Raw genomic sequence first — 14,335 nt, 5'->3', positions numbered from 1 at the left:
GGCACAATACCAAGTATCCAAATACATCTTGAGCAAGGTGGGTTAAATGAGTTTCATCACAGAATCTTTCAGCCCAGCCTCTCCACACAGGATGTTGAGGGTCGAGTTTGCAGCAATTTTCTCTAACAGCTCAAGTTCTTTCAATCTCATCAAAGCCGAGTTATCGTTCAGCAGTTTCGCGCTGTTCGCCTGACTACGCATTGCGGCGGTCTCCTCCCGTCTGGTGATGAGGTTTGCCTCAGCCATTTTTTTCGATTCAACCACCTTGTTGAGGAGCTCTTTCATATCACCCGGCAAAATGATATCACGAATACCAAAACCGATAACAGTGAGACCAAACTCTGCTGCCCTGATTGAAAGGGTTGCTTTAATCGTATCAACCAGAGCGTCCCTGTCAGCAAGCAGTGTATCAATATCCATGGTGCCCACGGTGGCCCGCAACGAGAGCTGGGTTTCCCGATACAGCGACTGCTTGTAGTCCTCCACATCTCGGATAGCTTTAACCGGATCAGTTACCTTATACGTCACCAAAGCATTGAGCCTGAGACTTACCTTGTCTCGGCTGAGGATCTCCTGACCGCTCACATCAAGGGTGGTTTCCCCTTTATCAACCGGTATCACTTTAACCTGCCCAGAGTTTTGCCAAAACGCATGGCAGCCCGGTTCAAGCAGATCAGTGATGACACCATCAACAAAGAGAATACCAACACTCCCCTCATCGACCCAGTAAGGAGTCAGTTCACCCATTGCAGATCCAGTTTCTATGATGACCCGTATTTTCGGGTGATAAAGCTTTACATCTGAGGTGTCAACGGTCTCTATCCGTACATCTTTGAACCCTTGCCAAATGACGTGCTGACCGGGACCCAGTATAGTTTCAAACCGGTTATCCACCCACACCAGGCCACGCTCCGTATCGGATAATTCCAAGACCTTCGCATCACTGCCAAGCAAACCTGAGTCTACGATGAGATCAAGATCCTTATGGAGCAACTGGGGAGTACGTGTAGAAGCCACATCCACCACACTCTTTCCAGATACGTCAAAAAGCCAGTGTTTTCCTTCAGGGAGAATTTTCACAAACTCTCCATCCTTGAATAGCAAACCTTTTTCATAGGATCGCACAGTTACTCTTCCTAAATACATCGCATCCTCTCATCTTTTTACAACGCCTAACGGAGTTAACTCTTCTCTATAACAACTACTTTTTCATAGCGTTTTTCGTAACTACGCACAGGGGAGACTGAAAAGCTTGAATATCTCCCATATGTGTAACTGGTTACAGGGTGCCTGAGGTTTTCGCAAGCAGGCGGCGCAGCGTATTGGGTCATACGTAAGCCAGGCTAATCGCGGAAAGACCAGGTACGCTGTGAGCAGTTACTGTTTTTTTCTTTTTTCAGTAACCCCATCAGGAGGTAACCAGTGTCGATACTTCGGCAACCGTGGGAGCACTCATTTCCAGGCTTCCCGGCAATAAATATGTGGGACAATACCCAAGCTGCCATTTCAATGTACCGCATTCACGCCTGAAACTACGTCAATTGAAGCACAAATCCTCAACAGCCTTATCGGTTTGCCGCATGACATATTCCTCAGCTGAACCTGGCAATTCACCCTTCATAACCTCGAAAATTGAAGAACAGGATCAGACAACACTGGTTACTTCACTCATCTGTGTGAAGTTATACTTCACATTCCGTAAAGGGATTTACTTTCCCAATGGTGCAGGAATCGAACCTGCGACAGCCACCGTGACTGGGTGGTGCTCTACCCTCTGAGCTAACCAGTCGATAAGTGATGATTACAACCCATGTTCGGAACAGGAAAAATCAAAAGCATTTAAGCCTGATTAACACGCCGCTGGTTCATCATAGTTATCGTGCCATAAATAAAGCATGAGTTGTGCCAATGAATGCATAAAAACTCATCCAGATATAACATACTGATATCATGCACATTTGCATCACACCCAACAGAAGAGAAGAAAAAAAGATGGCAAGCACCCACTCAATTTAATAGAATATTTTCTATAAAAATAGAAAATCATATACAAACCAACAAGGACCTCATGGCAAAAACAACGACATCTGGCCAAATACGACATGGACAGACACCAAGTACAACGAATACAGCCAGATGATTAAGGGACACGGAAAAAATGAATCATCCAATCTTGCTTGTTTCTCAACTCGGTAACGTCGTCGTGTCAATGGCTCAACGGACAGTATGAAACCATTGGCGCAACGACGTTACCAAACCGATATCCTACGCAATTTTTGGAATTTTCGTATTTCCCGCGACCCTAAAAATACGCCCATACGGCTACAAAAAACTAAACCAATGCAATCACAAAACCTTAGCGGACTCAAATACAGGCACGTTGATGTCTTTTCAAAATCACCACTCTCTGGTAATGGCCTGACAGTGTTTTGGGAGGCTGAGAATGTATCCAGCCATATGATGCAGCTGATCACCCAGGAAATGCGCCAATTTGAATCAATTTTTCTTACCAAAGCACAAGCATCATCAGCTTATCGCGCAAGAATCTTTACAGAGGAGGAAGAATTAGATTTTGCCGGTCATCCTATTTTAGGAGCTGCCGCTGTTTTACACGAACAATACGGAACGCATAACAAGGAAAAATGGCAATTTCATCTGAATACAAAGGATGTTGAGGTATGCTCTGAACAGCTCCATGACGGTTACCGTGCAACGATGAATCAAGGCAAGCCTGAATTTGTACACTGCGTCACCCCTGCATCGGCTCAGCGCTTTTTGAAATCTCTGAATCTTTCAGTTGAAGATCAGGCTGAAAATTTTGAACTCGAAGTCATCTCAACTGGCTTGCCATACCTTATCGTCCCTGTCAGCAGCGGCTTGGAACAAAGTAAAATAGTCACCGATGAATTTGAATCACTTTTAGCATCCATAGGGGCTAAATTTGCGTATGTCCTGGATGTTACTCAACGAGAGGGAAGAACCTGGGATAACAGCGGACGCCTTGAAGATATTGCAACCGGTAGTGCTGCCGGACCAGTTGGCGCTTATCTTCACAAATACAACCAACTCGACACGAATGAAGAATTGCTCCTGAAACAGGGAAGATTTGCAGGCAGACCAAGTCAGATTTCCATAAAGGTCCAGGCAAGCTCAGAGCATATTGAGTCCATCTATGTAAGCGGCAATGTCAGTATGGTGTCTACAGGCATATTTGATTAACATTACATACACCATGATGAGTTAACGCCTGTCTATTGGCAGATCAGTAAAACACCGGACACCAGTCATCGCCGTTACCGTTAATTTTTTTCTCCTGGATCAGATAAAGGCAACTGTCTACGCTTGGAGCATGATACCGTACTCCCCGGCCTTTGCGAATCTCGTCCATGGCCTTTTCAATTCCCAGAGATGGGCGGTAGGGGCGATGGGATGACATGGCCTCGACAACATCGGCCACGGCAAGAATCTTCGCCTCAAGGAGAATATCCTGGTCAGTGAGTCCACGCGGATAGCCGGAACCATCCAGGACTTCATGATGCTGATATACGATTTCCGCCACCGGCCATGGAAAATGAATCGTCTTCAGGATGTTATAACCGACTTCAGGATGATGCCTGATGATCGCCCGTTCATCTTTGTTCAAACTGGTCGGCTTTGCCAGGTACTCAAACGGCAGGGTAATCTTGCCGATATCATGAAGCAGAGCTGCAATGTGGAGCCCTTCGATCTGCTCGGGAGGCAGTCCCAGATTCTTGGCAATGGCACAGGCCAGCCGGTCAACCCGTTGCTGGTGTCCCGCAGTATAAGGGTCTCGATTTTCAGCGGTTGAAGCCAGCGAAGATACGGTTTCCTCGAGACTGGCATGAAGATCATCGCGGCTTTTCTTCAAAGCCTCCATGGCTATCTTCCGCTCTGTGATGTCCCGTGCAATTCCTCGGTAACCTACCAGCTCAGGTTCGCCGTTGTGAGAAAAAACAGGCACAGCATTATTTTCGAGAACTACGATCTGACCGCTTTTGCCTAAACAGGTGCACTCAAACCCATCAATATTCTGCTTACTCTGAAGTAATTTCTCAAATGCATCGGCCAACTGAGCCGCAGACCTGGGAGAGGCAATATCCATCAATGTTTTACCAATGGTTTCTTCAGGATCAAAACCAAGCATGTCAGTTACCCGCGAACTGGAATACGTATATTTTCCATCCTGATCCGACTCCCAAATCCAGTCACTGGTAGTCTCAAGCAGATTGCGAAATCGTGTATTACTCTGCTCAAGGGACTCCATAAGCTGTTCCCTGTTCATGAATATAGCCCGACGTTCCCTGTCTGCCACCATTGACTGACGAATTGAATACGCGGCAAGTATGGAAACAATGCAGAGAATACCAATAGAGATCAGGCTGAGTTTATTACGTATTTGAGCAATCTCAGCTTCAACATCATCTATATACATACCGGTGCCAATAATCCATCCCCAGGGCTTGAACGCCATTACATAAGAGGACTTTGCCGATATTTTCTCAGGATCGTCTTTCCACTGCCACATATAATTGACATAACCGCTTTCCTGTTCTTTGACGATCCTGACAAACTCGATAAATGGAAAAATCCCGTTCGCATCCTGAAATGTTGAAATATCTTCACCTTCGAGATCTTTTCGGTATGGATGCATGATCATTCGGGGGTGCATATCGTTTATCCAGAAATAGTCCTTCTTTTCAGGACCATAGCGCAGATTACGAATACGGGCCGTTGCCCGCTGCTGGGCATCTTGCCTGGTTAACTCCCCCGACTGCTCCCGTTCGTAATACGATTCCAGCAAACTCCAGACAGTTTCCGTCAACTCCTTAATAGCTTCCTGCTTCCTGTGGATAAAACTCTCTTCAAGCTGAGGAAGCAGCACATAGAAAATGGCAGCAATAAATAAAAGAATTGTAAAGAGCGAGGGAAGCGCTATGCGAAAGGAGATACTGGTTACAAGTTGTTGGAGTCGTTTTTGTGGCATGGCATCGATACAATATAATAACCGAAAAAATCTTTGCCGCCTCCCCCTGCAAGAAATGAGAGTAGTAGGCAGCAGTAAACTCATGTCTGTCCATAAATGAGGATTTTTACTCAAGTTTAGGCAAGCGTAGACTCCGAAAAGATCATCTATGCACAGACTCACTTAGTCACGGGGTCTCTATTTTCCTGGTTCCACTCACCTCCGCACTATAACTGATCTCCGGTGAAAACTTCGAATTCCCTATTTCATCGTATAATATATTCATCATCTTCTCAAATGATGACCTCCCATCCATTCCCTCTTTTCTCCCGAAAGTTTCGTCCGCAGACCAGAGTGCTTAGCAAATATGTTCGCACTGATTATCCCTGATGTTGCGTCAGGCTACTGCAACTTGAGACTGCACTTCGAGGAGAGAGGGTGAGAAACTACAGGGGTGTTCTTTGGGCATCGGATACCCTGCGCAATCTCTGGGCAGTTTTACTTTTCTGCAGCCCTTATCTAGGTGATAAACTGTCCATCTACATTTTGACTCCAGAAAATAACTGACATATACTAACCATAAAAGAGACATTTCTCTTTTCGCGGGTCTTTTTACCCGCTGCTGCTGCATACTTTGTCAAATTTTTAATTTCTCAAGGAGAGCCGACTATGAAAATTACCGCAATCGTCTTAACACTCGTCGCTATGATGTTTTGCAGCGTTGCCTATGCTGAGAAAGCACCGCAAAAAATTGTAGATCTTGGGAACTCGACTCTCGCAGCATTTGGCAGTGATCCCGTCATTGTTGAGGCAGTGAAAGCCGAAAATGCCAAAGGAAAAACCCTCGACCAGATCAAGGCTCAAGACGTTCAATGGCAGGCTAGCGTAGGTGTCACAGATTACATGAAAGCCCTCATGGAGTCCGATTGCGGGAAATATCTTCAGAAAATCCAGAAGTCAGCGCCCTATTATTCGGAAATCTTCGTTACCGACAATCAAGGTGCTAATGTTGCAATGACTGACAAAACATCAGACTACTGGCAGGGCGACGAAGCCAAATTTACCAAGAGCTTTGCCGGCGGCTCCGGTGCAGTTTTTGTGGACGAGGTGAAATTCGATGACAGTGCACAAACCTACCTTGTTCAAATTTCTGTTCCTGTATTAGATGACGGCAAGGCAATTGGCTCCATTACCTTTGGTATTGATGTTGATGCCGTAGAATGAATCCCATTCACGCGTTCCATGCTATACCTTAAGACGTAGTAACATAATAACAAAAGGACATATCAGAGGTAGCGTATATGATGTTTCTCAAAAATTTAAAAATCCGGATAAAGCTCTTTTTGGGATTCGGACTCGTTATTGCTGTTATTTTAGTATTGGGCGCGAGCAACTATAACGGCCTCAAAACCATTGATGGCAACATGAACACTATCTTTGCCGTCAGAATGCCTACCATCAATTTGTTGCTGGAAATTGACCGAGATCTACAGCAGTTACTTGTTGCTGAAAGATCGATGATCTTCACCAACGTGAAATCTGAGACATTTAAGACGTTAATTAAAGAGTATGAGACAAACCGCGACCAAGCCGAAGAGCGATGGCAAAAATACAAAGAACTGGAAGGATTGACCGCAGAGGAACAAGAGCTGATCAGAGCATATGATGCAGCATACAATGACTGGATGCCGGTATCGCAATCTATCGTTGACGGCAGATCTTCCGACACTCGTGAAGGAAGGCGTTTGGCTCTCGATCTGGCCATGGGAGATGCCAGCAGCAAGTTCGAAAACATGAGAAACCAGATAGATAAGCTAACCGAGCTTTCCCAAGAGTATGCGAAATCAGAGCGGGAGAATTCAATTGCAACGTTTAACAAAGCAATTGTTGCTACGATTATCATGGTCGCTATTGGCGTTATATTAGGTTTCCTTATTGCGTTTTTTACTGCCAGAGGTATCACCCATCCACTGAATAATGCAATTAATCGCCTGAAAGATATTGCAGAAGGTGAAGGCGACCTGACAATGCGTTTAAAAGCTGATTCTCAGGATGAAATCGGTGACCTTTCAAGATGGTTTAATATATTTGTTGAAAAACTTCAGAGCATTATAACCCAAGTCGCTACCAACACAAAATCGGTGAATGATTCATCAACTTCGTTGTCGAATATTAGTTCGAATCTTTTTGCGAACTCTACTGAAACAGCCAAACGAGCCAATAATGTTGCTGTTGCTGCCGAAGAAATGACGGCCAATCTCAACAGTGTTGCCGCAGCAATGGAAGAATCGGCGACCAATGCTTCAATGGTTGCAAGTGCCTCAGAAGAAATGACAGCGACTATCAAAGAGATCGCTATAAATTCGGAAAAAGCCCACGCAATTTCAGAAGATGCTGTCAAAAAAGCGGAAAATGCCTCCACGAAAATGGATACACTTGGCATGGCAGCCCAGGCCATCGGCAAAGTAACAGAGACAATTACTGAAATTTCAGAGCAGACCAATTTGCTCGCGCTCAATGCTACCATTGAGGCAGCCCGAGCAGGTGAGGCAGGCAAGGGATTTGCGGTTGTTGCCAATGAAATCAAAGAACTAGCCAAACAGACTGCAGCCGCTACTCTAAATATCAAAGGCCAGATCGATGAGGTACAAACCACGACTTCAACAACTGTCAAAGATATTCAAGAGATCACTGAAGTCATTAATAATGTAAATGAAATAATTTCTACTATTTCCACATCAATAGCCGAACAACAAGCGGCAACCGAGGAAATTGCCAGTAATATTTCTCAGGCCTCACAGGGAATGGGTGAAGTCAATGAGAATGTTAACCAGAGCACCATGGTGGCCGCTACTATATCTCAGGATATCACCGGGGTAAACTCAGCCTCAACCGACATTTCGGAAAGTAGTAAAACTCTAAACTCAAGCGCTGAAGAACTGCAAAGATTGGCACGTGAACTCAGCCGGTTAGTAAATAATTTCAAAATCTGAAACGTATTTCTTGTTCGGTGTAATGATAGTTGTCGTTTCTCTGTAATACCTTGTTTCTAAGATCAATTTGGCAGCGTAAAAGTGGAAACCTTTCAGTTGATCCATTTTTACGTTGCCACTGCAGATTCTCACCCAAGAAGCTAACAGTTTCTCACGTATCAGTACCTTGCAGTTATAAACAAAGTTGGCCTAACTCCTGGCAGATAAAAGGTTTACCAGACGAATGTGTTATGGCGTGAAGGTCTCTGTGCAGATCCTCGTCAGGACACAGCAGGGGAGAGTGACGAGGGAAGGAGTGTTCGTCTCCCGGAGATTCTCTTCCAACAGTGACAAAATAAAAGAATTGTGCAGCGGCTGTGAAAACAGTGAAGATGACGAAGGAGAAACTCGGGTGCTACGATTTCTCAGCACTTGGAATCACCCGTTTTAATTCATCCAACACCAAAACGTAGAACCAACAATGTCGCTGAAAGACGCTTGCATCCTGTTGTGCAATGGAGAAAAATATATTTTTGTTCCAAATCGGATAAAGGCGAACGCTGTACCGGGCGCATACGGCCTGACACCAGAACATGCCGTATGCTGGGATGCAGGGGCGTAATCCTTTTGCATACATCTCAGAATTACTCACTGCTTCGTTTGCAGGGAAATCTCTGCCTACACATCTACCTCAGCCTGAAACTTTCTAAATATCCCAACGGCTTGTTAACCGGTAGGATATCATATTTCTTACTTGCCGGCCCACTCCGGGTGAACTCTTTACTTAGCCTTAACCTGCTTTAGAGAACGCATTATATTTCCCCGCTCAACTATTCCCATCATGATGCGGGTTTCTCCTGTCGAGGGATAGGCACGCTATAGCGCTACGTCCTTCGTCTCCATCAGGATGAGTCTGGGTCTTGCCTAACCGTTTGTAATCATGTACAGTTAGTTACACACACCTTTAATAACGTGTGCCGTGCCCGGCACGCAACAAAACGCTTCAAGTGACTGGCTGTTTCGGCAATTTTTCGAAGCTGAGTTTTTCAATTTTACTCTATCGGTTAATCGAAGTTGGTTATCTAGTGCCTGTCCAGAAATGAGAATTTTTGTGCAAGGTTAGGTAAGCGAGGAACGATATTCCGAAAAGACCATTAATGGACAGGCGCTATCCAAGGGTCACGGAAAAAATTAATTATCCAATCTTGCTTGTCTCTCAACTCACCACCCCCTGAACTCAGCCGTTAGACTCATGACCTATAAACAACTATCAGCCATATTGATTATTATGTATTTGGTGATGTCCTGTAACAGTGGCACATACTAAAAAACAGGACATCACTTGCATATTCCCGGTTGCCCTATGAAATTGGAGGATGTTGTGATGAATAAACCCCTTAGCGAAACAGTCCTAAAGTGGTTGAACACGACCTCAGACGGCATGATTATTGCCGATGAATTGGGCCTTATGATGCATGCTAATGAATCTTTTTTTCATATGACAGGATACGATGGAAAGGACATTATCGGTAAGCCTATCCAAAGCTTATGGTCCAAATTCAGTGCAGAGAATTTGGGAAAGCTTAAAACCTCACTAGGGTCTTATCTTTCAGTCGAATATCAATTGAACAAACTGGATTTTGAGCAGGATGAATATATCATTATATCTTTAAAGAATATCAGTGAGCTTGAAACATTGAGAGATGAACTGAGCCTTGAACAGGAACGAATGAGAGAGGCTAAGTCTCTTGCAAAGATTGGGCACTGGGAACTGAATCTGATTACCGATAAACTGTACTGGTCAGATGAAGTCTATGACATGCTTGATCTGGACAGAGCAGACGGACCTCCAACCTATGCTACATTTTTAAACTGTGTCCACCCAAATGACAGAGAAATGGTAGACAAGGTATACAGTAATTCTGTTAAACATGGTACCGACTATAATATTACCCATCGGGTTATTGTTGATGGTGGCATACACTACTATAAGGAAATCTGTAAAACCTTTTACGATGGAGATATTCCAACCAAAAGCGTCGGACTCATACAGGACATCACAGAGGCTGTCATCAGGCAGGAAGCCCTGGAGAAAAAGGAATTAGAGTTAAAAAATACCCACGCCGCCATCATCAATGTCCTTATGGAAATGTCTGATCTAAAAGACAACGAAACCGGAAAACATGTTCTGCGAACCCAAACCTATTTGCTCAAGCTGGCAAAATATCTGAAAATAACCGGTAAGGCTGACTTCTCAGATGCTTATATCGATCTTTTGCATCAGGTTGCTCCCCTTCACGATATAGGAAAGGTTGGTATACCTGACCATATTCTGCGAAAACCAGGCAAGCTCACCGCCGATGAATTTGAACAGATGAAAGATCACACTCTTATTGGCAACAGGGTTATAGAAAAAGTTAAAAATAAAATCGGTGTACAAGGCACTCCCTATCTTCTTGCTGCCGAAAAAATCATTCTGTATCATCATGAGAAATGGGATAGCACAGGTTATCCCATGGGCCTGCAAGGCACCCATATACCTTTGGAGGGACGTATAATGGCCCTGGCAGATGTTTACGATGCTTTACGTTCAAAACGGGTATACAAAGATGCTATGTCCCATGAAGAAGCCAAAGCTATCATAGTCTCGGAAACCAATAAGCATTTTGATCCCGACGTGGTTGAAGCCTTTCTTGCAATAGAAGAGGAGTTCAAGAAGATATCCTGCGAATTAGGGGATACTGTCCCTGCATAAGATTGTACGTAACTGATTGATCACAGATACTCAACGGAGTTTCCCAATGGTCGCTTACCTCTTTGCACGATCGCGGTTTCCCGCATAGATAGTTCAAAAAGTATATAACAATTTCGAGCATTCAGAAAAATCAGTAACGGCACACCCGCAAAAGGCTGTGAAGAGATATTCTGGGTACCAGATAAAAGAAACGGCCTGACAGTAAGGTTCAAATACACCTCTTTGCCAGACCGTTCTTTTGCTTGAGAGAAATAAACTACAAAGGAAATGAGATCACACGCATTAATACCACCAGATATCACGCATACGCGGATTACCATAGGATTCAAAACTATCACCATTCTCACGCAATACCAGGGTCAGTTCTTCTTCCGTAAAATCATAGCCATCTGCAACGGCGGTTGCTACGAAACTGGACATCGCCTCGATCTGGTTATACTTGAGACGCACTTCTTTGTTTTCGCCACCAGCAATGAGAAATCTTTCTACTTCTTTTTTTGACATAATAGCCTCCTTTCTTCCACGAATATCTTCTATATTGAAAAAAATCGTACTGTCATCACATCCAATCAATAATTTCATAAATGTATAAGCAGGAAGCGTGCCAAGAAATTTTCACTTCATTTATGTTGTCTTTTCAAGGAAAATCATTTTTTTCAACCAGAGTCTGTCCACTTTTTTGTAAACAAACAAACACCAGCCTACAAAGTTGTTCTAAATAATACAAAATGGAAAGGACGTCACGTACCAGGGTCAACCACTCCGAAATTGCTCCAGATCAATGCTGTATTTATTAATTTTCTCGTACAGGCTTTTTCTGGATATTCCCATCCGCTTATGTGCCTTTACCACCTGGCCATTGGTTCGCTGCAGCACATCTTCGATATATTTTTTTTCCTGCGTGGTCATGAACTCTTTCCACGTAGGACATGTTTCCGGATGGCTCAAGGCCTCTGCATCCTTGATATATTCCTGGCCTGCGGATTCATTTTCACTCATTCCCAGAACACAATATCGACGTACAACATTACGTAACTCCCGTATGTTACCTGGCCAGATCCGATTACTCAGTTCCAGGATAACATCTGGCGAAATATCAGGTGGTTCGGTGTTACCGACACAATATTCCCGGGAGAAATGCTCTATCAACAGGGGAATGTCCTCTTTACGCTCCCGCAACGGGGGGAGATGGAGAGGTAAAACATTAAGCCGGAAATAGAGATCCTGGCGAAAATTACCTTTCTGAATCTCTGTGGGGAGGTCCCGGTTTGTTGCAGCGATAATACGGGCATCCAGGGAAATGGCGTGATTCCCCCCCAGACGGGTAAAACTTCGCTCTTCCAGAACCCGCAACAATTTTGACTGAAGATGTGCTGGCATGGAGCAAATTTCATCCAGAAAAAGAGTTCCTGTACCTGCATACTCGAATTTGCCGACCTTGCGTTGTATCGCACCGGTAAAAGCACCTTTTTCATGCCCAAAGAGCTCAGACTCTATCATTTCTGCAGGCAGCGCCCCCATATTGACGGCAAGGTAAGGAGTATCCGGTCCCTGCCCAATGGTATGGATAGCTCGGGCAACCAGTTCCTTACCTGTACCTGTTTCACCTACAATCAAGACGGGATCCCGCTCCACGGCATAGGTCTCAATCATTGCAAAGAGCTTCTGCATTGAAGGGTGTTGGCCTATCAGGCCATGAAACCGATTGGAAAAACTTTTTTTCTCTTCAAGCTGTTCCTGCAGTTTTTTGTTGGCTGACAACAACTCCCTTCGCTCAAGAGCCCGTTCCAGCGTGGCCAGGATTACATCTTCATCCACAGGCTTTTGCAGAAAATGATATGCTCCGCTTTTCATGGCTTCCACGGCCAGATTAATGTCACCATGCCCGGTTATCAGAATGACTGGTAATTCCGGGTCAAATTCGAGCAGGTGTTTAAGCAACTCCATACCATCCATCTCCGGCATACGGATATCGGCAAGCACAACAGCAAAATCGTGCTGCCTGAGCAGTTGGAGGGCTTCTACAGGACTGGTCGTAATCGTAGGATTATAGGCATTAAGCAAGAGTGTCTGACTGATGGCGGACAAAAGAAACCGATCATCATCAACGACTAAAACTTCCTGTCCCTTGCCAAATGAATCGATATCGCGCCTTGTCATGAGATGTCCTCTTCCTGCTTTTGCGGTTTCATATACTGTGGAATGGCAACCTGGAAGCAAGAACCTTGTCCCGGAGAAGAGCTGACCTCAATACATCCCGAAAAGCTATGAACAATTCGTTCAACTATGGACAGGCCGAGCCCCATTCCTGTTCCTGCTGCTCTGGATGTATAAAAGGGATCAAAAATCTTTTTCTGTTCTTCGGGACTTATCCCATGGCCATTGTCTTCAATGGAAATGACAACATAGGGCTGACGACGCATGGTCTTGGGATTGACTTTCTTAACCAGCATGGTTCTGAGAATCAACCTGGGACGGACAACCATTCCCATGGCCTGGAGCGCATTCTGTATCAGATTAAGCAAAACCTGTTCAAGTCGAACGTCCACTCCAAGCACCGTACAACCTGAATCAGCATTATGCACCTCCACCTCTACCTCTCCTATACGCAACTGCGCCTCCAGAAACTGGAGTATCTTATCAATAAGAGGGTTGATATCAACAGGGTAAAGATCGTCCTCCACCTTACGGCCAAAACTACGCATGGTATTAATGATAGAAGTCGCCTTATGCACCCGGTCTACGATAAACTCCAGGTTGCTCTGCAACATCTGCAGATCCGGATTCTGAGAATTCAGGGCTTTCAGGCCATTCCTGGCAAAGAGCAGAATTGCATTCAGAGGCTGGGTGAGCTCATGGCCTATACCAGCTGTCATTTCACCCAGATTGGCCAATCGACTGGAATGGATAAGTTGCTTCTGTCCTTCCTGCAGCCTGTGCATGAGATCATAAAATTCTGAAGAATCAGAACAGATCAGCAAATACAGAGTTACCCCATCAGGATTACAATATTTTGAGGCACGCACCTTGACCGGCAATGTTCCCTCTCTGGTATTAAGGGGGGCTTCAAACTCTGTAAATTCAACAGATTTCAAACCGGTGCAAACTTTTTCCGCAGTTACCTCGTCAAAAATATCTCCCAGGTACAATGGAGCATGAGAGACTTCTGGGAACAACGTCTTCGCATAAAACTCTTTGTTGGCCTGAATGATCTTAAAATCCTGGTCAAGTACAAGAAGAAGCTCTGCAATACCAGAAAGCACTCTCTCGGTGAACGAACGGCTGGCTTCTGCCTCTTCGTGCTTTCTGAGAAAACGAACAACCAGATCCTCACGCTGTTGCTCAAGAATTTTTATGGTTTCGTCAACCACGACCTTTCCTCCTGTACCGAAGAGTTCGTAACACGTTATACAGACAGCCTGTTTTCAGTTACAGATATTACCTTCCACGCTCATCCGTGTCACCAAATCTACACACTTTCAACGAAGTAGCGCTTTTGCATGTCACCCACACCACACATTCAAATTTTTCTTTTTATTTCAATATATTAGCAAAAATCACACCTTTGAATGTCACCTAATCTACACACGCAGCAAAAACTACGTACAAAAAGCCACCACTCGA

The 14,335-nt window shown here is 44.6% G+C and carries 9 protein-coding genes and 1 tRNA gene; 4 read left to right on the top strand and 6 right to left on the bottom strand.

The genetic code is table 11. From position 1 onward, the window contains the following. Window positions 1-42 precede the first annotated feature (42 nt). Both G493_RS0125820 and G493_RS0125810 read right to left on the bottom strand, forming a co-directional pair. Window positions 43-1,125, bottom strand: coding sequence for a slipin family protein (locus G493_RS0125820; RefSeq protein WP_205623765.1), 1,083 nt, complete (start codon window positions 1,123-1,125; stop codon window positions 43-45). Window positions 1,126-1,716: 591 nt separating this feature from the next. Further along, window positions 1,717-1,790, bottom strand: a tRNA-Asp gene (locus tag G493_RS0125810). Window positions 1,791-2,340: 550 nt separating this feature from the next. Between G493_RS0125810 and G493_RS0125805 the strand changes: the two genes are divergently transcribed. Beyond that, on the top strand, window positions 2,341-3,219 hold the full coding sequence (locus G493_RS0125805) for a PhzF family phenazine biosynthesis protein (protein WP_028582657.1): 879 nt from the start codon (window positions 2,341-2,343) through the stop codon (window positions 3,217-3,219). A gap of 43 nt (window positions 3,220-3,262) precedes the next feature. Here the strand turns inward: G493_RS0125805 and G493_RS0125800 are convergent, their stop codons facing one another. Next, window positions 3,263-5,005, bottom strand: coding sequence for a cache domain-containing protein (locus tag G493_RS0125800; RefSeq protein WP_028582656.1), 1,743 nt, complete (start codon window positions 5,003-5,005; stop codon window positions 3,263-3,265). A 648-nt stretch (window positions 5,006-5,653) separates the two neighbouring features. Here G493_RS0125800 and G493_RS0125785 point away from each other — a divergent pair. The 3 genes from G493_RS0125785 (at window position 5,654) to G493_RS32810 (ending at window position 10,711) form a co-directional block, all read left to right on the top strand. Next, on the top strand, window positions 5,654-6,208 hold the full coding sequence (locus G493_RS0125785) for a PDC sensor domain-containing protein (protein ID WP_028582655.1): 555 nt from the start codon (window positions 5,654-5,656) through the stop codon (window positions 6,206-6,208). Window positions 6,209-6,285: 77 nt separating this feature from the next. After that, on the top strand, window positions 6,286-7,977 hold the full coding sequence (locus tag G493_RS31420) for a methyl-accepting chemotaxis protein (protein ID WP_051309980.1): 1,692 nt from the start codon (window positions 6,286-6,288) through the stop codon (window positions 7,975-7,977). Between the two features lie 1,363 nt (window positions 7,978-9,340). Then, complete coding sequence (locus G493_RS32810; protein ID WP_051309978.1) at window positions 9,341-10,711, top strand: HD domain-containing phosphohydrolase; 1,371 nt, start codon at window positions 9,341-9,343, stop codon at window positions 10,709-10,711. A gap of 282 nt (window positions 10,712-10,993) precedes the next feature. On the opposite strand, the gene G493_RS0125770 is transcribed toward G493_RS32810, so the two are convergent. The 3 genes from G493_RS0125770 to G493_RS0125760 all read right to left on the bottom strand — a co-directional run bounded on the left by G493_RS0125770 (window position 10,994) and on the right by G493_RS0125760 (window position 14,082). Further along, window positions 10,994-11,215: a Nif11-like leader peptide family natural product precursor gene (locus G493_RS0125770; RefSeq protein ID WP_028582653.1), complete on the bottom strand. Its 222-nt coding sequence runs from the start codon at window positions 11,213-11,215 to the stop codon at window positions 10,994-10,996. A 249-nt stretch (window positions 11,216-11,464) separates the two neighbouring features. Continuing rightward, window positions 11,465-12,871: a sigma-54-dependent transcriptional regulator gene (locus G493_RS0125765; protein ID WP_051309976.1), complete on the bottom strand. Its 1,407-nt coding sequence runs from the start codon at window positions 12,869-12,871 to the stop codon at window positions 11,465-11,467. Next, window positions 12,868-14,082: a sensor histidine kinase gene (locus G493_RS0125760; protein ID WP_028582651.1), complete on the bottom strand. Its 1,215-nt coding sequence runs from the start codon at window positions 14,080-14,082 to the stop codon at window positions 12,868-12,870. The genes G493_RS0125765 and G493_RS0125760 overlap by 4 nt, the downstream gene beginning before the upstream one ends. Window positions 14,083-14,335 lie beyond the last annotated feature (253 nt).

This window comes from Desulfogranum japonicum DSM 18378 (assembly GCF_000429945.1).
Taxonomy (GTDB): domain Bacteria; phylum Desulfobacterota; class Desulfobulbia; order Desulfobulbales; family Desulfobulbaceae; genus Desulfogranum; species Desulfogranum japonicum.
The sequence above is the reverse complement of the archived record's forward strand: the minus strand, read 5'-3'. Positions and strand labels throughout refer to the sequence as shown.